The sequence below is a fragment of the Streptomyces sp. T028 genome (genome assembly GCF_048159505.1).
GTDB lineage: Bacteria > Actinomycetota > Actinomycetes > Streptomycetales > Streptomycetaceae > Streptomyces.
On the sequence record NZ_JBLRVZ010000002.1, the window covers coordinates 163,399 to 186,064 of the forward strand.

The following is a 22,666-nucleotide window of genomic DNA, read 5'->3' on the forward strand; positions in this document are numbered from 1 at the left end:
AGAGGAACAGCCGATGTCCACCACACTCTCCCGAGTCCGCGCCGCCTACGCCCGTATCGAGGCGGTCGACCGCCCGGAGATCTGGATCGACCTGCGCCCGAGGGACGAGGTCGAGACGGAGGCCCGCGCACTGGACGACCGCGTGTCCCGGGGCGAGCGCCTCCCCCTGGCCGGGCGCCTCTTCGCCGCCAAGGGCAACATCGACGTGGCGGGCCTGCCCACCACGGCGGCCTGCCCCGCGTACGCCTACCGTCCCGCCGCCGACGCCCCGGTGGTCGCCGGCCTACGGGCGGCGGGCGCCCTGCTGCTCGGCACGACCAACCTGGACCAGTTCGCGACGGGCCTGGTGGGCACCCGCTCCCCGCACGGCGCGGTACGCAACGCCGTGGACCCCCTGCGCATCAGCGGCGGCTCCAGCTCCGGCTCGGCCGTCGCGGTGGCCCTCGGCCTGGTCGACTTCGCCCTCGGCACCGACACGGCGGGCTCGGGCCGGGTCCCCGCCGCCTTCAACGGCATCGTCGGCCTCAAGCCCACCCGTGGTCTCGTCCCCACCGAGGGCGTGGTCCCGGCCTGCGCCTCACTCGACTGTGTGACGGTGTTCGCCCGCACACTCCGGGAGGCCGAGCAGGCCCTGTCCCACATGACGACGGGCACGGTCCCCCCGTCCGTCCCCGCCCGCACACCCGGCCCCTGGCGCATCGCGGTCTCCCCGCTCGCCCAGCTGGGCGAACTCGACGAAGGCTGGTCGCGGGCCTACGAGACAGCGGTACGGCAGCTCGCGGCATCCGGCGCGGAGATCCGCACCCTTGACCTCACCGCGTTCACCGAGGCGGCCGCGATGCTCTACGAGGGCGCGTTCGTGGCCGAGCGCTACACAGCGGTGGGTGCCTTTGTCGACAAGTTGACGGAAGAGGGTGGCGAGGGCCTCGACCCCACGGTCGCCGGCATCATCACCCGCGCCCGGGACATCCCGGCCCACCGCCTCTTCGCGGACCAGGACCGCCTGGCCGCCCTGCGCACCCGCGCCCTGACCGAACTGGCCGACGCGGACGCCCTCTTCCTCCCCACCACCCCCGGCCACCCCACCCTTGCCGAGGTCGCCGCCGACCCCCTGGGCGCCAACGCCCGCCTGGGCCGCTTCACCAACTCCACCAACCTCTTCGACCTGGCGGCGGTGGCCGTCCCGGCGGGCGAGGTGAACGGCCTCCCGTTCGGCGTGATGCTGATCGGCCCGTCCCACACGGACGAGCGCCTCGCGAGGATCGCGGCCCTGCTCCAACCCTCGGCGTACGTGGCCGTCGTGGGCGCCCACCTGACGGACCAGCCCCTGAACCCCCAACTCCTGTCCCTGGGCGCCCGCCTGGACCGTACGACGACAACGGCGCCGGTCTACCGCCTGCACGCCCTGCGGACGACACCACCGAAGCCGGGCCTGGAGTATGTGGGCGAAGGAGGCGCGGAGATCGAAACGGAGATCTGGCGTCTCCCGGCGGAGGGATTGGGCCGCCTGCTGTCGTCGCTCCCCCGCCCGATGGCCCTGGGAAGCGTGGCCCTGTCGGACGGAAACACCGTCCCGGGCTTCCTGTGCGAGCCGAGCGCGCTGAGAGACGCGAACGACATCACCGCGTACGGAAGTTGGCGCTCATTCCTGAACAAGCGCTAAGGGGACGCACCTAAGGGGCGCGGGGAACTGCGCGACCAGCCACAGACTCCCCGCACCCGCAATACAACAAGTCACCCGACGGACGAATAGGCGACAACACCCCGCAGCACCTGCTCAACAGCCTTACGCGCAGCCTTCGCCACGGTAGAGCCCTCCGCAGGAGCAGCCGCAGAGATCTGCCCGAGCACATCAATCACCTGCTTGCACCACCGCACGAAGTCGCCCGCCGGCATCTCCGCCTCCCGCAGCACCTCGTCGAGCCCCTTCCCGGAAGCCCACATGTACGCGGCCCAGGCGAACCCGAGATCGGGCTCGCGCTGCCCGACCCCTTCGGTCTGGTTGATCCGGAAGTCCTCCTCCAGGGCGTCGAGCCGCCCCCAGATCCGGACCATCTCGCCCAGCGCGGCCTTGGCCTTGCCCGACGGCAGCTTCGGTGCCATCGCGTCGTCGCCGACCCGCGCCTCGTAGACCAGCGCGGAGACGCAGGCGGCGAGTTCGGCGGGGGCGAGTCCTTCCCACACGCCGGCCCGCAGGCACTCGCTGGCCAGCAGGTCAAGCTCGCCGTACAGCCGGGCAAGCCGCTTTCCGTCGTCGGTGACCTCGTCGCCCCGCAGGTAGTCGAGTTCGGTGAGCAGCGCGACGATCCGGTCGAAGGTGCGGGCGATGGTGTTGGTCCGTCCCTCGATCCGCCGCTCCAGCTGCGAGGTGTCCCGCAGCAGCCGGTGGTAGCGCTCGGCCCAACGGGCGTGGTCCTCACGCTCGTTGCACCCGTGGCAGGCGTGGGCGCGGATCGTGGTCCGCAGCCGCGCGATCTCGCGGTCGTCGGCGGCCTGCGACCGCTTCTTGCGGGCCCTCTCCGGCGGGATGTGCCCGGCCTTGGTGCGCAGCGCGGACGCCAGGTCCCGACGGGACTGCGGGGAGCGCGGGTTGAACGACTTGGGGATCCGCATCCGCTCCAGCGCCTCGACCGGCACCGGGAAGTCCATCGACGCCAGCCGCTTGACCTGCCGTTCGGCCGTCAGCACCAGCGGTCGTGGACCGTCGTGCTGTTCGAAGCCGCGGTGCCCGTTGGCCCGCCCGGCCGGCAGTCCGGGGTCCAGGACCAGTGCCAGACCGGCGTACTTGCCCGTCGGGACGTGGATGACGTCGCCCGGCTTGAGCTTCTCCAGGGCGACGGCCGCCTCGGCCCGCCGCTGGGACGCGCCCTCCCGGGCCAACTCGGTCTCGCGGTCCTTGAGTTCGCGCCGCAGCCGGGCGTACTCCTCGAAGTCGCCGAGGTGGCAGGTCATGGAGGCCTTGTAACCCTCCAGGCCCTCCTCGTTGCGCTGCACCTGGCGGGAGATCCCGACGACCGAGCGGTCCGCCTGGAACTGGGCGAAGGACGTCTCCAGCAGCTCCCGCGAGCGGTGCCGCCCGAACTGGTCGACCAGGTTGACCGCCATGTTGTACGACGGCTTGAAGCTGGAGCGCAGCGGGTACGTGCGCGTGCCGGCCAGTCCCGCGAGGTGGTCGGGGTTCATGGCGCGCTGCCACAGCACGACGGCATGGCCCTCGACGTCGATCCCGCGCCGTCCCGCACGGCCCGTCAGCTGGGTGTACTCGCCGGGGGTGATGTCGGCGTGCTGTTCGCCGTTCCACTTGACGAGCTTCTCCAGGACCACCGACCGGGCGGGCATGTTGATGCCGAGGGCCAGGGTCTCGGTCGCGAAGACGGCCTTGACCAGGCCGCGCACGAACAGTTCCTCGACGACCTCCTTGAACGTCGGCAGCATGCCCGCGTGGTGGGCGGCGATACCGCGCTCGAGGCCCTCCAGCCATTCGTAGTAGCCGAGGACGTGCAGGTCCTCGCGGGGGATCGCGGCCGTGCGCTCCTCTACGAGGGTGCGCACTTCGGCCCGCGCGTCCTCGTCGTTGAGGCGCAGTCCGGCGTACAGGCACTGCTGGACGGCGGCCTCGCAGGCGGCGCGGCTGAAGATGAAGGTGATCGCGGGCAGCAGGCCCTCGGCGTCGAGCCGCTCGATGACCTCGGGGCGGCCGGGCGTCCAGACCCGGGACCGCTGTCTACGCTCGCGCTCCCGGTCAGCCTCGCGCATGTTGTTACGGCCGCGTCTGCGGTCCTGGTAGGAGGGCCTGCTGGCCTCCATCCTGGCCAGGCGGGTGAGGTCGGGGTTGACCGCCCTGCGGTGGCCCTCGCCCTCCTCGAACAGGTCGTACATCCGCCGTCCGGCGAGCACGTGCTGGAACAGCGGCACGGGCCGGTGCTCGGAGACGATCACCTCGGTGTCGCCGCGGACGGTGTCCAGCCAGTCGCCGAACTCCTCGGCGTTGGACACGGTCGCGGAGAGGGAGACCAGGGTGACCGACTCGGGGAGGTGGATGATCACTTCCTCCCATACGGCGCCCCGGAAGCGGTCGGAGAGGTAGTGCACCTCGTCCATGACCACGTACCCGAGGCCGAGGAGGGTCTGCGAGCCGGCGTACAGCATGTTCCGCAGGACCTCGGTGGTCATCACGACCACCGGGGCGTCGGAGTTGACGCTGTTGTCGCCGGTGAGCAGGCCGACCTTCTCGGCGCCGTAACGGCGGCACAGGTCGGAGTACTTCTGGTTCGACAGCGCCTTGATGGGTGTCGTGTAGAAGCACTTCTTGCCCTGCTGGAGGGCGAGGTGGACGGCGAACTCGCCCACGATCGTCTTGCCGGAGCCGGTGGGAGCGGCCACCAGGACGCCCTTGCCCGCCTCGAGTGCCTGACAGGCCTCGATCTGGAAGGGGTCGAGACCGAAGTCGTACATCTCGCGGAAGGAAGCGAGCGCGGTGGCCTGCTCGACGGCACGCCTGCGCGCCGCCGCATACCGCTCGGCCGGGGAGAGGTCCTCTGTCATCGTGCTTTCGAGCGTACCGGGAGCCTGTGACAACAGGACGATCAATATCCGGATCAGAGCCCGTGAAACCTGCGATCACGCAGTTCAGGGGCCTACTGTGCGTGCTGTCGCGGCCACAGCGTGCGCCGGGCCCCGCGCGGGGACGCGGAAGCGGGGCCCACGCCGGAACGCACCAGCGGCCGGCCGCGCAGGGTGTGCGCGCCGGCCGCTGTCCGTCACGGTGATCAGGTCACGTCGTCGATCAGGTCACGTCGTCGTATCCGTTGACGCGTTCCGGGCCCGCCTGTTCCGGCAGGGTGCGGCTCGCCGACACGGACTCGACCTCGCCGATGTCGTCGGGGGTGAGGTCCAGCTCGGAGGCCTCGTCGTCGGCGGGACCCAGCGCGTCGCGACGACGCTTTCGGCGGTCGTTCAGCAGGGAGAAGGCGGTCGCGCAGAAGTAGAGAATCCAGATCGGTCCCGCGAGCGCCAGCATGGTGAGCGGATCGGTGCTGGGCGTCGCCACGGCCGCGAAGACCGTGATGCCCATGATCATGCCTCGCCACCAGCCGAGCATGCGCTTGCCGGTCAGCACTCCGGTCAGGTTGAGCATGACCAGCAGAAGCGGCAGCTCGAAGGAGAGACCGAAGACGAGCACCATGCGGACGATCAGGTCGAGCAGGTCGTCCAGAGGGAGCTGGTTGTCCAGATCCGCCGGCGAGAACTCGAGGAGCACCTTCGCCATCGTCGGCAGCGTCTTGTACGCGAAGAACGCGCCGCCGATGAACAGCGGGACACCCGTGCCGACGAAGGCATAGGCGTACTTGCGCTCGTGCTTGTGCAGGCCTGGGGCGACGAACGCCCACAGCTGGTAGAGCCAGACCGGCGACGCGAAGATCACACCCGCCATCAGGGAAACCTTGAGGGCGAGCGTGAAGGGGGTGAGCAGACCGTTCAGGACGATGCGGGCGCAGGTTCCGCTGCGTTCCTGCGCCAGCTCGGAGAAGGTCGAATCGCACCCCACCGCGCTCAGAATCGGGTTCGTGAAGAACTCGATGATGTCCTTGTAGAAGAAGGCGGCCACGATCGTCACGAGGACGATGGCCAGCACTGCCTTCGTGAGCCGGTTGCGCAGCTCACGAAGGTGATCCGCGAGGGGCATCCGCCCCTCCGGGTCCTTCTCCTCCTTGCGGGCAGACTTCAGCAACCCACGTTCCCATCTCGTGCGGCGGGCCGGAGGTCACCGGCCCTGCGTCAGCGCTTGGTCGTGTCCGTCGGCTCGGTGACCGGGCGGGAGCTGGTCACATCACCGGGGGCGGCCTGGATGGTGCGCTGCGCCGGGGGCTCCTCACCGGGGTTCGGCGGGCCCGCAGGGGTGGCGGTGCTGCTGCCCTCCTCCTTCATCGCCTTGGCCTCGCTCTTGAGGATGCGCGCGGACTTGCCGAGAGAGCGGGCCATGTCCGGAAGCTTCTTCGCGCCGAACAACAGGATGATGACGACGAGGATGAGAATGATCTCGGGGGCGCCGAGCTTTCCGAACATAACTCTTTACCTTCTCACCGAGGCGGCTGGGTGGGGGTGCTGTCCGACCGGTCGGACAAGTGTCCGAACGATCGTGCTGGCAGCGATCGTAACGCTCAGGGGTAAACGTGAGGCAATCCCCGTGCGTACTCCCGGTCAGCGGTCCGGGCCTCGTTCTCCGGGCCGCGATCTGCACACTACCCGGCCCCGGCACCGCGACGGGAGGGCGAAGTGGTCCAAAACGCATTCGCCGCCGGACTCACAGAACCACCACAGCCCCACGCCAGGGCCGCCACAGCGCCGCTCACAGCGCGTCCACAGCCCCGGCCGCGCTCACCGAGGCCCGCTCGAGCTCCTCGGCGGCCCGGTTGATACGCCGGGCGGACTCCGTGACCTGCCGGCCCAGCCGCCGCGCCTCCACGAAGACACGGACGGCGAACACCGCGAGCACGGCGAGACCCACGAAACCCACGGCTACCGCGAACATCGACCAGAACATGACGCCGAGCCTAGGGCCTGCTACGGCGTGTGCAGCCGCAGGGTCCGCACCCCGCCGCCGAGGAGCAGCTCGACGATCCGCTCACCGGCCGGCTTGCGCACGGCCGAGCCGCAGTCGGGACAGGTGAACGAGTAGAACGTGGTGCGGGTGGTGGCGCCGATGGCCAGCAGCAGGGCACCGGCGGCCAGCTCGAAGCGGCCCCGGCAGTCCGGGCAGCCCGCCCGGAACGTCACCGGACCCACACTCCGCATCCCCGCGAACGCCGAAGCCACCGAGATGCCCCGCGCACCGGACGCCACCGACTCGCTCACAGCTGCTCCCGCCCCTCGAACTGCCCGTCGAACCGACCGTCGATCCGCCCGTCGTCCCGCACACCGTCCGACGCGTCGGCCGCAGCCGGTGCCCCGACGCCGTCGGCGGCCTCCCGCGCCTCGATGCCGTCGTACGCGGCCAGCGCGTCACGGGCGGCACGGCGGGCGCTGTCGGCGAGGTCCGGCGGCGAGACGATCCGGCCGTCGCGGCCGAGCCGCAGGGCCAGGCGCCTGAGCGAGGCCGGATCGGGCGTGCGCAGAGTGATACGCAGCCCGCCGTCGGGAAGCTCATCGGCGCTGTCGTGCGGGTAGTACTCGGCGACCCAGCGGCCGCCCGGCCCCACCTCGGCCACGACCTCCGGGTCCTCGGCGGCCGGCTGCACCAGCGCCTCCGACAGATCCCGCAGCTCGATCTCCGGCGGCGCCGACGGCTCGTCGAGGATCTTGATCTCGGCGACCCGGTCCAGACGGAACGTGCGCCGCGCCTCGGAGCGCCGGCACCACGCCTCCACATACGTGTGCCCCACGCTGACCAGGCGGATGGGGTCGATCTCGCGCTCGCTGAGCTCGTCCCGAGCGGGCGAGTAGTAGCGGATCCACAGCCGGCGGCGCTCGGAGATCGCCCGGTCGACGTCCGCGAAGACCCCACCCTCGGACTCGAACGTCACCGACAGCCGCGCGCTGGCGCCCGCCGCCTCACCGGCCGCCGCCTCCACCTTCGCCGTCGCCCGCAGCAGCGCCTGCCGGTCGCCCTCGCGCAGACCGGGCAGCGTCGCCACCGCACGCGCGGCCACCAGCAGCGCGGTCGCCTCGTCGGCCGCCAGCCGCAGCGGCTCGGCGGCCTCCGCGCCCAGCGCCGCCGGATTGTGCCACCAGATGCGCTCGCCGTCGGTGTCGATGTCGAGCAGATCGCCGCCACGGAAGCTCGTGCCGCACATGGGCAGCACGTCGAGATCCGAGACCAGTTCGTCCTCGGTGATGCCGAAGGCGCGTGCCACGTCCTCGATCCGCGCACCCGGGCGTTCCCTGAGATACGTCACCAGGGAGAGCATCCGCCGCGTCTGGTCGATCGCGTTCGCCGGCCTGACCGGTTTGCCTGCCACTGTCTTGCTCCGCTCCCCCTCAGCCCTTGGCCACGGCCCGCAGCCGGTCCACGACGTCCGCCCGCAGCTCCGCCGGTTCCAGGACCACCACGTCCGGCCCGAACTCCACCAGCCAGGCGTCCAGCCCGTGCCCGTACGGAATCTCCAACTCGTCCCACCCGTCCCCGAGTTCCCGGACGGCGGTGGCCTTCGCCCGCAAGGGGTACCCCGCACCCGCGCGCAGCCGGATCAGCGCGCTGCGGTCGGCGGTCTCCCCCGCCCAGCTCGCCACGGTCTCCCGCACGGTCACGACATCGGGGACGGACGCGGTGAAACTCGCGCCGCGCGAGCGGACCCTGCCGGTGATCCGCGACAGCCGGAACACCCGCTCGGCACCCCGGTCCCGGTCGAAGCCCGCCAGATACCAATGACCGCGCCAGCACTCCAGCGCCCACGGCTCCACATGGCGGGGCTCGGGGTGTGCGGCGGTGGCCTTGCGGTAGTCGAACACCACCGGGCGGCGGTCACGGCAGGCCAGCATCAGCGGCTCGAACGCCGCCTCGTGCACGGGGATCCGGGGCTCCAGCGCGCCATGCGCCTCGTACGGGTCGACGTCCTCGGGCAGACCGGCCGCGCGCAGCTTCTGCAGAGCGCCGCTGGCCGCACCCGCGAGCCGGGCCTGCTGCCACACCTTCGCGGCCAGCCCGAGGGCGGCGGCCTCCTCGGCGTCCAGCGTGATCGGCGGCAGACGGTTGCTGTCCCGGCGCGCCAGGTAACCGATCTCGCCGTCCAGGCTCTCCACCGTCTCGATGACCAGGCCGAGCTCGCGCAGATCGTCCTTGTCCCGCTCGAACATCCGGTTGAAGGAGTCATCACTCGCGGCACCGGAATCCGCCCTCGAGCCGACCCCGCCCGCCCTGGAAGCCTCGACGTAGGCCTCGATCGAGTCGCGCAGCTCCCGCTTGCTCAGCGGCCTGCGCGTCCCCAGCAGGCACAGCGCGAGGTTCATCAGCCGCTCGGCCTTGGCAATGGCCATCGACGCCCTTCGCCTCCCCTTTGGTGCTTACGATCGTCGACCGTACCGCCCCGCGGTCCCCCAACAAAAGCCGAGGGCCCATGCCCGCGCAGGCATGGACCCCGGCCGGTCGCGACCGATCGGACGACCGTCGGACGGCGGTCAGACGGCGATCAGGTCCACGACGAAGATCAGCGTCTCACCGGGCTTGATCGCCGGGGTCGGGCTCTGGTCGCCGTAGGCCAGGTGCGGCGGGATGGTCAGCCGGCGACGACCGCCGACCTTCATGCCCTGCACACCCTGGTCCCAGCCCTTGATGACACGGCCGCCACCCAGCGGGAAACGGAACGGCGCGCCACGGTTCCAGCTGGCGTCGAACTCCTCACCCGTGCTGAAGGAGACACCCACGTAGTGGACGGTGACGGTCTGACCGGCCTGTGCAACCTCGCCGTCGCCCTCCCAGATGTCCTTGATCTCGAGGTCCGCCGGGGGCTCGCCTTCGGGGAAGTCGATCTCGGGCTTCTCGTTGCTCACGTCACTGCTCCTGCTTGTCTACGGAAAGGCAACACGGACAGTCTTTCATCCCGGACGGCGTCACGACGCCGCGAGGATGTCGACCACGAACACCATCGTGGAGTCCTTCTCGATACCGCTGCCACTCGGCGGGTTGTCCCCGTAGCCCAGCGACGGCGGAATCACGATCAGGACCCGGCTGCCCACCTTCTTGCCGGTCAGACCCTGCGCCCACCCCTTGACGACCTGCTGCAGCGAGAACGACGTGGGCGCACTGCGGTCGTACGACGAGTCGAACTTCTTGCCCGTGTCCCAGACGAAGCCCTGGTACTGCACGACCACCGTGCTGTCTGCCGCGACCTTCTCGCCGTCGCCCTCGATCACATAGGTCGCCACCAGCTTCGTCGGCGGGTCCGCCTTGGGGATGTCGACGGAGGGCGCCTTGCCGTCGGTGTTCGTACCGACCTTCGGCAGCTCCCCGTCGTCCTGCGGGACGTCCGTGCCCTTGGCGGAGCTCTTGGCGTTGAAGGTGTCCTCCAGGTCCACCACGAACACCAGCGTGTCGGTGCCCTCGATACCCGCCTGCGACTGGCCCTCCTTGCCGTAACCCCAGGTCGGCGGCACCGAGAACTCCACCCGGCTGCCCACCTTCTTCCCGGTCAGCGCATAGCGCCAGCCGTCGATGATGGAGCCCTCCGCGAGCTGGATGAACAGCGGCGTCTTGCGGTCGTAGGAGTTGTCGAAGACCTTCCCGGTGTCCCAGATCTGGCCCAGGTAGTTGGCCCAGATGAAGTCCTTCTCCGCGACCGTCTGACCACCGCCCGCGATCACCGTCTTCACCGCGAGCTGGTCCGACGGCTCACCCGTGCCCTTGGCCACCGTCGGCTTCTCACCGAACTTCGTCCCCGCCGTGATGGCCGGCAGCGGACCGTCCACGATCTTCGGCGCGGGCGCCGCGGACGTCTCCGAAGCCGAGGGCGACGCGTCCTCGCTCGCCTTGCTCGAGTCGGACTTTTCGTCACCGCACGCGGAAAGAGTGACCAGTCCCACGGGAACGGCGGCAAGGAGCAGTGAGCGTCGGCGCACGATGAAGGCCTCGTAATCGGTCGATCTTGTCAAGGGCGTGCGCGCAACTCTACGACGTGAGAAGGGCGCCGTACGGGAAACGTACGGCGCCCGTGTTGCGTTCCGGCGATCACATACCGGCGATCAACTTCTCCACCCGGTCGTCCACCGAACGGAACGGGTCCTTGCACAACACGGTCCGCTGCGCCTGGTCGTTGAGCTTCAGATGCACCCAGTCCACCGTGAAGTCCCGGCGCTGCTCCTGCGCCCGCCGGATGAAGTCACCGCGCAACCGCGCCCGAGTGGTCTGCGGCGGCACCGACTTGCCCTCGAAGATCTTCAGGTCGTTGCAGATCCGCGCCGCCTGCCCCTTGCGCTCCAACAGGTAGTACAGACCACGACGACGATGGATGTCGTGGTAGGCGAGGTCTATCTGCGCCACCCGCGGATGCGACATCGTCATGTTGTGCTTGGCCCGGTACCGCTCGATGAGCTGGTACTTCATCACCCAGTCGATCTCGGTGCCGATCCGGTCCAGGTCCTCCGCCTCGATCGCGTCGAGCGTACGACCCCACAGCTCCAGGACCTGCTCGACCGTGCCCGTACGGATCCCGCGGCGCTCGCAGAAGTCCACGGCCTTCTCGTAGTACTCGCGCTGCACCTCCAGCGCCGAGGCCTCACGCCCGCTCGCCAGCCGCACCTTGCGCCGGCCCGTGATGTCATGACTGACCTCACGGATCGCCCGGATCGGGTTCTCCAGGGTCAGATCCCGCATCACCGTGCCCGCCTCGATCATGCGCAGCACCAGATCCGTCGCGCCGACCTTCAGCAGCATCGTCGTCTCGGACATGTTCGAGTCACCCACGATGACATGCAGCCGGCGGTAACGCTCCGCGTCCGCGTGCGGCTCGTCACGCGTGTTGATGATCGGCCGGGAACGCGTCGTCGCCGAGGAGACGCCCTCCCAGATGTGCTCCGCCCGCTGACTGACGCAGTACACCGCCCCACGGGGCGTCTGCAGCACCTTGCCCGCGCCGCACAGCAGCTGGCGGGTCACCAGGAACGGAATGAGGATGTCCGCGAGCCGGGAGAACTCCCCGTGCCGGGCCACCAGATAGTTCTCGTGACAACCATAGGAGTTGCCCGCCGAGTCCGTGTTGTTCTTGAAGAGGTAGACGTCGCCCGCGATTCCCTCCTCGTGCAGGCGTCGTTCCGCGTCCACCAGGAGTCCCTCGAGAATGCGCTCACCGGCCTTGTCGTGGGTGACCAACTCGGTCACGTTGTCACATTCCGGTGTCGCGTATTCCGGATGCGAACCCACGTCGAGATACAGGCGGGCGCCGTTCCGCAGAAAGACATTGCTGCTACGGCCCCATGACACGACACGGCGGAAGAGGTACCGCGCCACCTCGTCAGGCGACAGGCGGCGCTGTCCCCTGAACGTGCACGTGACGCCGTACTCGTTCTCCAGCCCGAAAATGCGGCGGTCCATGACTGAACATTACGCCCGATCCCCTGAACTGAAACGGGATTCGGCAGCACGGTTCGGATCATTTTCCGATGAAGCCGCAACCACCGCACGCGCGGCCGGAGCTGCCAATACCCGCCCCGTGACCAGCAAAACCAGCAACGACACACCGCCCGCGACACCCGGCACCGCAAACCCCCGAACGGCGCCACCCGCCGGCGTCGACATGCCCAACGCGCCCGGCAACGGCATCAGCGGCACGGCATGTGACACACCGCCAGAAACGCCACCAACACCCGCTCCCGCCCCATGGCGGGGTTGACCCGAAGCGGCCCGCCCGGCTAAGTGTTACGTATAACCAAACCCTTCAGGCAAGGTCATGCGACAGGGACATTCAGTGACGAACACGCTCAGCCCGGCCGCGCCGTACGCGCACCTGACCGAAGACGCCTCGGCTTCCGACGCCGACAGAGGCCTCTCATGAGGTACGTGAGCCTCCTGCGAAGTCCCCATGTGGCCCGGCTGCTGGTGGGCACCCTTGTCGGGCGGCTCCCAAGCGGAATGGCCACCGTGGCGATCCCCCTGGCCCTGCGCGAGGACGACGCGCCGTACGGGTTCGTCGGACTCGTCGTCGGCGCGTTCGCCATGGCCACGGCCGTGGGAGGACCGCTGCTCGGCCGTCTGGTGGACCGTGTCGGCCAAACCCTGGTGCTGCTGCCCGCAGCCCTGCTGGCGGGCTGCGGGTTCCTGGTGATCGCGGCGACCCCCGACCGACAGGCTCCCGTGATCGCCGGAGCAGTCCTGGCGGGAGCGGCGTCACCGCCACTGGAACCCTGCCTGAGGGCACTGTGGCCGACCGTCGTCCCGGACGACAAACTGGAGTCGGCCTACGCCCTGGATTCCGCCTCCCAGGAACTGATCTTCGTGGGCGGGCCGCTGATCGTCGCCGGCTGTGTCGCCGTCGCCTCACCCGTGACGGCCTTGTGGGCCGCCGCGCTGCTGGGACTCGCGGGCGTGCTGGTGGCCGGCACCGCCGAGCCCGCCCGGACCTGGCGGGCACCCGCACGCGAGGCCGACTGGCTCGGCCCGCTGCGCAGCCGGGGTCTCGTCGTCCTGCTGGTCGGACTCACCGGCGTGGGCGTCGCACTCGGCACGCTCAATGTCGTCGTCGTGGCCTACGCAGAGGAACACCGCGTGCCCGGGGGTGCTCCGGCGCTCCTGGCCCTCAATGCCTTCGGCGCCCTCGTCGGGGGACTCGCCTACGGCGCCGTACGCCACTGGCCGGTCCCGCCCGCTCGGCGGGCCCTGCTGCTGACCCTCTGCCTGGCTCCCGGCTACGCGCTCCTGTGCCTCCTGCCCGGGCCGCCCTTGATGTCCGGCCTGATGGTGCTGACCGGGCTGTTCCTCGCACCGGTACTGACCGTCTCCTTCGTCCTGGTCGGAGAGCTCGCCCCGGCGGGCACCGTCACGGAGGCGTTCGCCTGGCTCGTCACGCTGATGACCTCGGGCATGGCACTCGGATCCGCCGTCGTCGGGCTGGTCCTGGAACACGGCGGTCCGAGCTGGGCGGCGGCGTGTGGCGTGCTGGGACTCACGGTCAGCGTTCTCATGCTCATGGCCGGACAGTCACGGCTGGATCCGGACCGACACGCGGACAACCCGGCCTCGGCTGTCTCCACGGCCTGACGTGCACCGTGACACGGGACCACAGCCACAGAGGCCGTGATCCCGCGAGTGCGACGGCCGAGCGAGACGGCAAGCCGACTGTCAGGTCGTACGGGCCGACCTTCACCTTTTCCGTGTGCACGATGTTGACCGGCTCGCAGGCCTGGACGGACGGAGCCGAGACGAACAGATCGCCCACCATCGTGATTGAGCGCCAGGAGCAGGGCTCGGATTCGGTGCTTCCGAGTGTGCATCTGGTCAGCGGCCTTCCTGCTCGAGTTCGAAAGAGCCACGTCTCCCGCATCCTGACCAAAATCAACCTCCGCGACCGCGGGTCCAGGCCGTCGCCTACGCCCACCTCCACAGCCTCGTCAAACCGGCCGCCACACCGCTCACCCCCACCCACCCGACTGAGGTTTTACGTATAATGTCCTGACGTCATACGTACGATGTGCGCTGTTCACGAGTCCACACGAAGGAGCACGCGGACGGTGGCACAACGCAGCACCCGCCCCACAAGCCGAGACGTCGCCCAGGCCGCAGGCGTCTCCCAGGCCGCCGTCTCCCTGGTCCTCGGCGACAAATGGCGCGGCCGCGTCGCCGAAACCACCGCCGAACGCGTACGCCAAGCCGCACGCGACCTCGGCTACCGCCCCAACCTCGCCGCCCGCAACCTCCGCCTCGGCCACACCCGCACCGTCCTCCTCGTCGTCCCCGCCCTCACCACCGAATTCTTCGCCGGCGTCTACACCGGCGCCGCACGCGTCGCCGCCGACCACGGCTTCGGCGTCGTCCTCTACCCCTCCCCCCAAGGCGTCGGCCCCGCCCGCGACCCCTTCGCCTCCGCCCAGGCCGCCCTCGACGGCGTCATCGCCTCCTCCATGGCCGCCGACGCCCTCACCGCCATCCGCGGCGACCAACTCCCCCTCGTCATGCTCGACAGCGACCCCACCGGCAGCCTCGGCGCCGCCACCGTCAACCTCGACATCACCGACGGCATCCACCAAGTCACCGAACACCTGCTCCGCCTCGGCCACCGCCACTTCCTCCACCTCGCCGCCGACATCCCCTCCTGGACCTTCCAAGTACGCGCACACGAACTCGCCACACGCCTCGCAGCCACCCCCGGAACCACCCTGCGGACCACCCCGGCACCCATCTCCATCGAGAGCGCCCTCGCCGCCACGGAAGCCGCCCTGAGCACACCCGGCACCCACCGCCCCACCGCCGTCGTCTGCGACGACGACAAACTCGCCGCCGGCGCCTACAAAGCCGCCCGACGCCTCGGCCTACGCATCCCCGACGACCTCTCCGTCACCGGCCTCGACGACCTCGCCCTCGCCACCGCCCTCGACCCCGAACTCACCACCGTCCGCCTCGACGCCGAACTCTTCGGCGAACGCGGCATGCACGCCCTCCTCGCCGTCCTGGACGGCCGAACACCCGACGCCGGAGACATCCCCGTCCACCTCGTCGTACGAGGCTCCACAGCCCCACCAAACACCCCCTGAAACGCCCTGCGCCCCGGCGGTCGACCCGGCCGGGGCACAGAAGGGTGAAGAGGAACGTCGTACGGGCACTACGGGTACTGCGGGCACTACGGGCGGCCTACTCCTCCTCGGAGCCCTCCTCCTCGGAACCCTCCGCCTCCGTCGCCGCACCGTCCGCCTCCAGCAACCGCGCCAGCTGACGACCCACGACACGCTTGAACTTCCGCGCTTGCGGACGCGTACGATCCAGCACCGCGACCTCCAGCCGCTCCGCCGGAATCTCCCGCTGCGTACCGTTCGACTCACGCGACAACGCCTGAACCGCCAGCTTCAGCGCCTCCGCCAGCGTCATCCCGTCCTGGTGCCGCTGATCCAGATAGTTACTGATCAGCTCCGCATTACCACCCACCGCGACCGAACCGTGCTCATCCACGATCGACCCGTCATGCGGCAACCGGTAGATCTGGTCACCGTCCGGAGTCTCACCGACCTCCGCGACCACCAGCTCCACCTCGTACGGCTTCTCACCCGCCGACGAGAAAATCGTGCCCAACGTCTGCGCGTACACGTTCGCCAGACCACGCGCGGTCACATCGTCACGGTCGTACGTGTACCCACGAAGATCGGCATACCGCACACCACCGATCCGCAGATTCTCGTACTCGTTGTACTTACCGGCCGCCGCGAAGCCGATCCGGTCATAGATCTCGCTGAACTTGTGCAGCGCACGGGACGGGTTCTCCCCGACGAACACAATGCCGTCGGCATACTGCAGCACAACCAGGCTGCGGCCACGAGCGATGCCCTTGCGCGCATACTCCGCGCGATCCGCCATCGCCTGCTGGGGTGAGACATAGAACGGCGTCGACACCGGTTATCCGTCCCTTTCTGTCGAAATCACTGGATCACCTGCAACAAGAACCGGACCGACCGCTACAGCAGAGCGGCACGCGGGCCGTCCGGCTCCTGCAGCCGGCGCTCGAGGATCGAACGGGCGATCTCCGAAGACTCGTCGTCGGTGAGCCTGCGGAAACCGTCCTCGGTGATCACCGTGACGATCGGATAGATCCGGCGCGCGACATCGGGACCACCGGTCGCCGAGTCGTCGTCGGCCGCGTCGTACAAAGCCTGCACCACCAGCGTGGTCGCCTGCTCCTCCGACAGGTCCTCACGGAACAGCTTCTTCATCGCCCCACGCGCGAAGATCGAGCCGGAACCCGTGGCAGCGTAGTTGTGCTCCTCGGAACGGCCGCCCGTGACGTCGTACGAGAAGATCCGCCCCTTGCCCCGGTCCACATCGAACCCGGCGAACAGCGGCACGACGGCCAAGCCCTGCATGGCCATGCCCAAGTTGCCACGAATCATGGTCGACAAACGGTTCGCCTTGCCCTCCAGCGAGAGCTGCGCCCCCTCGACCTTCTCGAAGTGCTCCAGCTCCAGCTGGAACAGCTTCACCATCTCCACGGCCAGACCCGCCGTGCCGGCGATACCGACGGCCGAGTACTCGTCCGCCGGGAACACCTTCTCGATGTCCCGCTGAGCGATGACGTTGCCCATGGTGGCCCGACGGTCACCGGCGAGCACGACCCCGCCCGGGAACGTCACTGCCACGATCGTCGTCCCGTGCGGCGCCTCAATCACACCCTGCGTCGGGGGCAACTGCCTCTTACCGGGCAGCAGCTCCGGCTGGTGCTCGGAGAGGAAGTCCATGAAGGACGAGGACCCAGGCGTCAGGAAGGCAGCTGGTAGACGCCCGGTGCTACGAGTGTTGGCTTCCACGCGTTTCCTTCCACATAAGCAGCAGCCCGCCTTATGGCATCGGGCCGATCTTTGAACTGCCCCAGTGCAGCGTTGCAGCTGAAGCACAGTACGCCTCGGACCCTACCCGTCTCGTGGCAGTGATCCACATGTTCCGCAGGAGCCGCTAGGCAGATACAGCAGACGCCGTGCTGCTCTGCGACCATCGCATCCAACTCGGCCGGGCTCAGACCGTACTTGCGTTGGAAGTAGCTGATCCGGTTCCGCTCCGCGCGACACTCACGGCAGTAACTCGACCAGCCATCCGAGGACGACTTGTTGCGCTCCCACTCGGAGTGCGGCTTGACCTGCTCGCACTGCGGGCACCGCTTGTGGCCCCGAGGAACCGGAACCTTCACGCGGACCGTCTTGCCCTGAGCTTCCCGTCGGCGCCGGTAGTACTCCGCAGCGCATTCGCGACAGTTGGCCTGAAGCCCGTCAGGCCTGGAGCTGTTGCTCGCGAATGCGCCGACCGGAAGAGACTTCTGGCACGACGAGCACTTTTTCGATCCCCCGTCGTTCATGGATGTGACTACTGTCCGCCCTTTTGAACGAACGACCTCACGAAATCCTCAGCATTCTCCTCGAGCACATCATCGATTTCGTCCAGCACGGAGTCCACGTCGTCGCTCAGCTTCTCGTGCCGTTCCTTGAGGTCGCCCTGGGCCTCGGCCTCCTGGGCCTGCTCCTCGACCTCCTCCGTGGAGCGCGTCGCCTTCTGCTGGCCGCCGCCGGTGTCCTTGGTCGCCATAACCCTCACCCCGCTCAGTTCGCCCGACATGTTCGGCAGGTCGGCTTCCTGCCGATCGGTGGTGATCAGACCCTACAAGGCTGGTCTGACATCGGCCCCGTAGTTGTTCCAACGTACGAGGGCCATCTCGATGATTCCCTTGCGGCGGGGTTTCCACCCCGCCGCGGGAGAGCTTCCTCAGGCCTGTTCAGCCGCCTGACAGGACCCTGACCAGGTCTTCTGCGGTGCGGCAGCGGTCCAGGAGCTCCTTGACGTGATTTCGCGTTCCGCGAAGTGGTTCGAGGGTTGGGACGCGCTGGAGCGAGTCCCGGCCCGGGAGGTCGAAGATGACCGAGTCCCAGGAGGCGGCGGCGACGTCGTCGGCGTACTGCTCGAGGCAGCGGCCGCGGAAGTACGCGCGGGTGTCCTCCGGGGGCTTGGCCTTGGCCCGCAGGACCTCCGGCTCGTCGAGGAGCCGCTTCATGCGCCCGCGGGCCGCGAGACGGTTGTAGAGGCCTTTCTCGGCCCGTACGTCGGCGTACTGGAGGTCCAGGAGGTGCAGTTTCGCCGCGTCCCAGTCGAGGCCGTCACGGCGGCGGTAGCCCTCCATGAGTTCCCGCTTGGCGACCCAGTCCAGTTCGCCGGCGAGGCTCATGGGGTCGTTCTCGAGGCGGGTGAGGGTGTCCTCCCAGCGGGCCAGGACGTCCTTGGTCTGGTCGTCGGCGTCGGACCCGAACCGCTCCTCGACATATTTGCGGGACAGCTCGTAGTACTCCATCTGAAGCTGGACGGCGGTGAGTGTGCGGCCGCTGCGGAGGGTGACGAGGCGCTTCAGCGTGGGGTCGTGCGACACCTGGTGCAACGTCCGTACGGGCTGGTCGACCGCCAGGTCGACGGCGATGAAGCCGTCTTCGATCATGGATAGGACCAGGGCCGTCGTGCCGAGTTTCAGGTACGTCGAGATCTCCGAGAGGTTCGCGTCGCCGATGATCACGTGGAGGCGGCGGTATTTCTCGGCGTCGGCGTGGGGTTCGTCTCGGGTGTTGATGATGGGGCGTTTGAGGGTGGTTTCCAGGCCGACCTCGACTTCGAAGTAGTCGGCGCGCTGGCTGAGCTGGAAGCCGTGTTCGTGGCCGTCCTGGCCGATGCCGACGCGGCCGGCGCCGGTGACGACCTGGCGGGAGACGAAGAAGGGAGTGAGGTGGCGCACGATGTCGGAGAAGGCGGTTTCGCGCTTCATGAGGTAGTTCTCGTGCGTGCCGTAGGAGGCGCCTTTGTTGTCGGTGTTGTTCTTGTAGAGGTGGATGGGCTGGGCGCCGGGTAGTGCGGCGGCGCGTTCTGCGGCCTCGGCCATGATCCGTTCGCCGGCCTTGTCCCAGAGGACGGCGTCGCGGGGGTTGGTGACCTCGGGGGCGCTGTATTCGGGGTGTGCGTGGTCGACGTAGAGGCGGGCGCCGTTGGTGAGGATGACGTTGGCGAGGCCGATGTCCTCGTCGGTGAGCTGGCTGGCGTCGGCGGCCTCGCGGGCGAGGTCGAAGCCTCGGGCGTCCCGTAGCGGGTTCTCCTCCTCGAAGTCCCAGCGGGCCCGGCGGGCCCGGTGCATCGCCGCGGCGTAGGCGTTGACGATCTGGGATGAGGTGAGCATGGCATTGGCGTTGGGGTGGCCGGGGACGGAGATGCCGTACTCCGTCTCGATGCCCATTACTCGCCGTACGGTCATGCGGCCCTCCTTGCCCGGCGGCGCCCTCGGTCGTGGGCGCCGCTCAGATACCGGTGGTGCTCCGGTGCGGGTGCGGTGCCCGTCGTCTCCGCACTGCGCAACCCGGCGGTAGGAAAGAGCCTAGAACGCCTCTGTGCCGGTGGGGAGATCATTTGCGTCATTGCCTTGCTCCAGACGTGGCCTGAAAAGCAGGCGGCTGCGGGTACCCGTGGTGGGCACCCGCAGCCGCCCTGTTCTTTACAGGTACTGTCCGGTGTTGGCCACCGTGTCGATGGAGCGTCCGGTGTCCGCGCCCTGCTTTCCGGTGATGAGGGTACGGATGTAGACGATCCGTTCGCCCTTCTTTCCGGAGATTCGGGCCCAGTCGTCGGGGTTGGTGGTGTTGGGGAGGTCTTCGTTCTCCTTGAACTCGTCCACGCAGGCCTGGAGGAGGTGGGAGACGCGGAGGCCCTTCTGGTTCTTTTCGAGGAAGTCCTTGATCGCCATTTTCTTGGCGCGGCCGACGATGTTTTCGATCATGGCGCCGGAGTTGAAGTCCTTGAAGTAGAGGACTTCCTTGTCGCCGTTGGCGTAGGTGACTTCCAGGAAGCGGTTTTCCTCGGATTCGGCGTACATGTGTTCCACTGCCGTCTGGATCATGCTCTGGACGGTGGTGGTCTTGTCGTTTCCGTGTTCGCCGACGTCGTCGGAGTGCAGCGGGAGGCGTTCGGTGAGGTACTTGCCGAAGATGTCCTTGGCTGCTTCGGCGTCCGGGCGCTCGATCTTGATCTTCACGTCGAGTCGGCCGGGGCGCAGGATGGCGGGGTCGATCATGTCCTCGCGGTTGGAGGCGCCGATGACGACCACGTTCTGCAGGCCTTCCACGCCGTCGATCTCGGCGAGGAGCTGGGGGACGATGGTGTTCTCCACGTCCGAGCTGACGCCGGAGCCGCGGGTGCGGAAGAGGGACTCCATCTCGTCGAAGAAGACGATGACGGGGGTGCCCTCGCTGGCCTTCTCCCGTGCTCGCTGGAAGACGAGGCGGATCTGGCGTTCGGTCTCTCCGACGTACTTGTTCAGGAGCTCGGGGCCCTTGATGTTGAGGAAGAAGCTCTTGCCGGCGGCCACTCCGGTCACTTCGGCGACCTTCTTGGCCAGCGAGTTCGCGACGGCCTTGGCGATGAGCGTCTTGCCGCATCCGGGGGGTCCGTAGAGGAGTACGCCCTTGGGTGGGCGCAGTTCGTGCTCCTTGAACAGGTCCGGGTAGAGGTAGGGGAGCTCGACGGCGTCCCGGATGGCTTCGATCTGGCCGCCGAGGCCGCCGATCTGTTCGTAGCCGATGTCGGGGACTTCTTCGAGGACGAGTTCCTCGACCTCGCTCTTGGGGACGATCTCGTAGACGTAGCCGGAGCGGGGTTCGAGGAGGAGGGCGTCGCCGGGGCGGATGGTGACGTCCAGCAGTGGCTCGGCGAGCCTGACCACCCGTTCCTCGTCGGTGTGCCCGATGACCAGGGCGCGCTCGCCGTCCTCGAGGATCTCCTTGAGGGTGACGATGTCTCCGACTCGCTCGAAGTGCATGGCTTCGACCACGTTGAGCGCTTCGTTGAGCATCAGTTCCTGGCCGCGTCGGAGCTCGTCGAGTTCGACGCTGGGGCTGACGTTGACGCGGAGTTTGCGGCCTCCGGTGAAGATGTCGGCGGTGCCGTCCTCGTTCGCCGTGAGGAAGACTCCGAAGCCGGCCGGGGGCTGTGCGAGCCGGTCGACTTCTTCCTTGAGGGCCACGATCTGGTCGCGGGCCTCACGGAGCGTGTTGGCCAGTCGCTCGTTCTGAGCGGAGACGCCGGCCAGGTTGGTCTGCAGCTCGACGATCCGCTCTTCGAGAATCCTCGTGTGTCGCGGAGAGTCGGCGAGCTTGCGGCGCAGGACGGCGATCTCCTGCTCAAGGTAGGCGATCTGCCCGGACGGGTCGTCGGACCCTCGTCCCGGGCGGATGCCGCGGTTCATGTCGTCGTCGTGGGCTGCCACGGTCCTCACCTCCTCCAAGGGGAGCTGGACGCTTCCAGACCCTACCTGGGCGGGTGTCGATTGAAACCCCTAGATCACAAAGACGGTCGGGGTGTGTCCGATCTTCACCCTTGCGCTCTCCCTCACGCCAGGGGAATACCCACTGAACATGGTGGGGAAGCGGGCGGGGGTAGGGTCGAAGTGTTCAACACCCGTCAGAGCCTGCATCGTTCCCGTGCGGCTCTGCGTTAAACGGCAGGAGAGATGGGCGTGCAGCAGGAGGCCGGTGTCGGCGTGGAGGCGCTGGAGGTCTGGATCGACCAGGATCTCTGTACCGGTGACGGTATCTGTGTGCAGTACGCGCCGGAGGTGTTCGAGCTGGACATCGACGGGCTGGCGTATGTGAGGGGTGCGGGGGAGGAGCTTCTGCAGGCCAAGGGGGCGACGGTGCCGGTGCCGTTGCCGTTGTTGACGGATGTGGTGGACTCGGTGCGGGAGTGTCCTGGCGAGTGCATTCATGTACGTCGCGTTTCGGACAGGGTCGAGGTGTACGGCCCGGACGTGGAGTGACGATTCGGGTACGGGCTGTGAGGGTTGTCTGATTTCTCACAGCCGTGATGGCCTGATTCAGACGCTGTGGGCTCCTGCGGGTGTTGTGCGGATGAACATGTCGTCCTTCCATTGCCACTTGACGCTGTCCTTGAGGTCGGGGCAGCAACTGGGCACGTCCGCCGACGAGTAGCCGAGGAGTGTGGCGAGGACGGCACCGTCGGTGACGGTGAGTGTGGTGATGTTGGTGCGGTCCTTGGGGTCGACGAGGGTGGCGACCACGCGTGCGTGGGTGCTGCCTGCGGCCTGGGTGAGGACGTAGACGCCGTCGGGTGGGGTGCCCATGGGGGCGTCGCAGTGGACGGCTGCGACGGTTTCGGGTCTGCCGTCGCCGTCGAGGTCGCCGCTGGCCTTCTTCATGACGAGGGGCTTGACCTTGGGTCCGCAGTCGAGGGGGAAGTCGACGCCGGTGGTCGCGGGGGCGGTGGCGGGGGTGGTGCCGGCGTGGGGCGGGGTGGGCTGTGCGGCCGTCGCGGGTCTGGGCTGGAGGATCGAGGAGAGGGCCACGACACCGGCCAGTGCGGTGGCGGTGGCGACCCAGTGGATGGGCCGCGTGTGGGTGTGTGCCAGTTCCGGGACGGCGGATTGCTGCACTAGGAGCGTCTCCTGGGATGGCTGTGCCGGTAGGGGTCGGGGGGTGGCCAGCATCGTGCCACACGTCACAGGGTGGGGGA

The 22,666-nt window shown here is 68.6% G+C and carries 21 protein-coding genes and 1 pseudogene; 4 read left to right on the plus strand and 18 right to left on the minus strand.

Going from position 1 to position 22,666, the window contains the following annotated elements; all coding sequences use genetic code 11:
* Window positions 1–13: 13 nt before the first annotated feature.
* Window positions 14–1,663, plus strand: coding sequence for an allophanate hydrolase (atzF, locus tag ACLZN2_RS02285; protein ID WP_416976606.1), 1,650 nt, complete (start codon window positions 14–16; stop codon window positions 1,661–1,663).
* 71 nt (window positions 1,664–1,734) lie between these two features.
* Here atzF and ACLZN2_RS02290 read toward each other — a convergent pair whose 3' ends face one another.
* The 11 genes and pseudogenes from ACLZN2_RS02290 to ACLZN2_RS02340 all read right to left on the minus strand — a co-directional run.
* Complete coding sequence (locus tag ACLZN2_RS02290; protein WP_416976607.1) at window positions 1,735–4,590, minus strand: DEAD/DEAH box helicase; 2,856 nt, start codon at window positions 4,588–4,590, stop codon at window positions 1,735–1,737.
* A gap of 196 nt (window positions 4,591–4,786) precedes the next feature.
* Window positions 4,787–5,731: a twin-arginine translocase subunit TatC gene (tatC, locus tag ACLZN2_RS02295; RefSeq protein WP_416976608.1), complete on the minus strand. Its 945-nt coding sequence runs from the start codon at window positions 5,729–5,731 to the stop codon at window positions 4,787–4,789.
* A 47-nt stretch (window positions 5,732–5,778) separates the two neighbouring features.
* Window positions 5,779–6,066, minus strand: coding sequence for a Sec-independent protein translocase subunit TatA (tatA, locus tag ACLZN2_RS02300; RefSeq protein WP_416976609.1), 288 nt, complete (start codon window positions 6,064–6,066; stop codon window positions 5,779–5,781).
* A 283-nt stretch (window positions 6,067–6,349) separates the two neighbouring features.
* Entirely contained in the window at window positions 6,350–6,544 is a 195-nt protein-coding gene (locus ACLZN2_RS02305) for a hypothetical protein (protein WP_416976610.1), read from the minus strand.
* Between the two features lie 20 nt (window positions 6,545–6,564).
* Entirely contained in the window at window positions 6,565–6,855 is a 291-nt protein-coding gene (locus tag ACLZN2_RS02310) for a hypothetical protein (protein ID WP_416976611.1), read from the minus strand.
* Window positions 6,852–7,958, minus strand: coding sequence for a helix-turn-helix transcriptional regulator (locus ACLZN2_RS02315; RefSeq protein ID WP_416976612.1), 1,107 nt, complete (start codon window positions 7,956–7,958; stop codon window positions 6,852–6,854). The genes ACLZN2_RS02310 and ACLZN2_RS02315 overlap by 4 nt, the downstream gene beginning before the upstream one ends.
* Window positions 7,959–7,977: 19 nt before the next feature.
* Complete coding sequence (locus ACLZN2_RS02320; protein WP_416976613.1) at window positions 7,978–8,973, minus strand: helix-turn-helix transcriptional regulator; 996 nt, start codon at window positions 8,971–8,973, stop codon at window positions 7,978–7,980.
* A 141-nt stretch (window positions 8,974–9,114) separates the two neighbouring features.
* A complete protein-coding gene (locus ACLZN2_RS02325; RefSeq protein WP_133913467.1) occupies window positions 9,115–9,486 on the minus strand; it encodes an FKBP-type peptidyl-prolyl cis-trans isomerase in 372 nt (123 codons plus the stop codon).
* 60 nt (window positions 9,487–9,546) lie between these two features.
* On the minus strand, window positions 9,547–10,551 hold the full coding sequence (locus ACLZN2_RS02330) for an FKBP-type peptidyl-prolyl cis-trans isomerase (protein WP_416976614.1): 1,005 nt from the start codon (window positions 10,549–10,551) through the stop codon (window positions 9,547–9,549).
* 109 nt (window positions 10,552–10,660) lie between these two features.
* The gene (gene pafA, locus ACLZN2_RS02335; RefSeq protein ID WP_007499792.1) at window positions 10,661–12,022 is read right to left on the minus strand and encodes a Pup--protein ligase; all 1,362 of its coding nucleotides are present in this window, start codon (window positions 12,020–12,022) and stop codon (window positions 10,661–10,663) included.
* Between the two features lie 9 nt (window positions 12,023–12,031).
* A pseudogene (locus ACLZN2_RS02340) lies at window positions 12,032–12,220 on the minus strand (MFS transporter); the annotation flags it as partial.
* A 258-nt stretch (window positions 12,221–12,478) separates the two neighbouring features.
* Between ACLZN2_RS02340 and ACLZN2_RS02345 the strand changes: the two are divergent.
* Both ACLZN2_RS02345 and ACLZN2_RS02350 read left to right on the plus strand, forming a co-directional pair.
* Window positions 12,479–13,684: an MFS transporter gene (locus ACLZN2_RS02345; protein WP_416976615.1), complete on the plus strand. Its 1,206-nt coding sequence runs from the start codon at window positions 12,479–12,481 to the stop codon at window positions 13,682–13,684.
* 470 nt (window positions 13,685–14,154) lie between these two features.
* Window positions 14,155–15,174 (plus strand): LacI family DNA-binding transcriptional regulator, encoded by a 1,020-nt coding sequence (locus ACLZN2_RS02350; protein ID WP_416976616.1) that lies wholly within the window; start codon window positions 14,155–14,157, stop codon window positions 15,172–15,174.
* Between the two features lie 97 nt (window positions 15,175–15,271).
* On the opposite strand, the gene prcA is transcribed toward ACLZN2_RS02350, so the two are convergent.
* From prcA to arc, 6 genes are all read right to left on the minus strand, one after another.
* Window positions 15,272–16,024 (minus strand): proteasome subunit alpha, encoded by a 753-nt coding sequence (gene prcA, locus ACLZN2_RS02355; RefSeq protein ID WP_416976617.1) that lies wholly within the window; start codon window positions 16,022–16,024, stop codon window positions 15,272–15,274.
* Window positions 16,025–16,086: 62 nt separating this feature from the next.
* The gene (gene prcB, locus ACLZN2_RS02360) at window positions 16,087–16,932 is read right to left on the minus strand and encodes a proteasome subunit beta (RefSeq protein WP_416976618.1); all 846 of its coding nucleotides are present in this window, start codon (window positions 16,930–16,932) and stop codon (window positions 16,087–16,089) included.
* Window positions 16,884–17,474: an endonuclease VII domain-containing protein gene (locus ACLZN2_RS02365; protein WP_416976619.1), complete on the minus strand. Its 591-nt coding sequence runs from the start codon at window positions 17,472–17,474 to the stop codon at window positions 16,884–16,886. The genes prcB and ACLZN2_RS02365 overlap by 49 nt, the downstream gene beginning before the upstream one ends.
* Window positions 17,475–17,482: 8 nt before the next feature.
* On the minus strand, window positions 17,483–17,701 hold the full coding sequence (locus tag ACLZN2_RS02370) for a ubiquitin-like protein Pup (RefSeq protein WP_416976620.1): 219 nt from the start codon (window positions 17,699–17,701) through the stop codon (window positions 17,483–17,485).
* A 187-nt stretch (window positions 17,702–17,888) separates the two neighbouring features.
* Complete coding sequence (gene dop / locus ACLZN2_RS02375; protein ID WP_416976621.1) at window positions 17,889–19,400, minus strand: depupylase/deamidase Dop; 1,512 nt, start codon at window positions 19,398–19,400, stop codon at window positions 17,889–17,891.
* A gap of 237 nt (window positions 19,401–19,637) precedes the next feature.
* Window positions 19,638–21,404, minus strand: a complete 1,767-nt coding sequence (arc, locus tag ACLZN2_RS02380; RefSeq protein ID WP_416976622.1) for a proteasome ATPase — start codon at window positions 21,402–21,404, stop codon at window positions 19,638–19,640.
* A gap of 243 nt (window positions 21,405–21,647) precedes the next feature.
* Here arc and ACLZN2_RS02385 point away from each other — a divergent pair, with 243 nt between their 5' ends.
* Entirely contained in the window at window positions 21,648–21,953 is a 306-nt protein-coding gene (locus tag ACLZN2_RS02385) for a ferredoxin (RefSeq protein WP_416976623.1), read from the plus strand.
* A gap of 57 nt (window positions 21,954–22,010) precedes the next feature.
* Here the strand turns inward: ACLZN2_RS02385 and ACLZN2_RS02390 are convergent, their stop codons facing one another.
* Window positions 22,011–22,586 (minus strand): hypothetical protein, encoded by a 576-nt coding sequence (locus tag ACLZN2_RS02390; protein WP_416976624.1) that lies wholly within the window; start codon window positions 22,584–22,586, stop codon window positions 22,011–22,013.
* Window positions 22,587–22,666 lie beyond the last annotated feature (80 nt).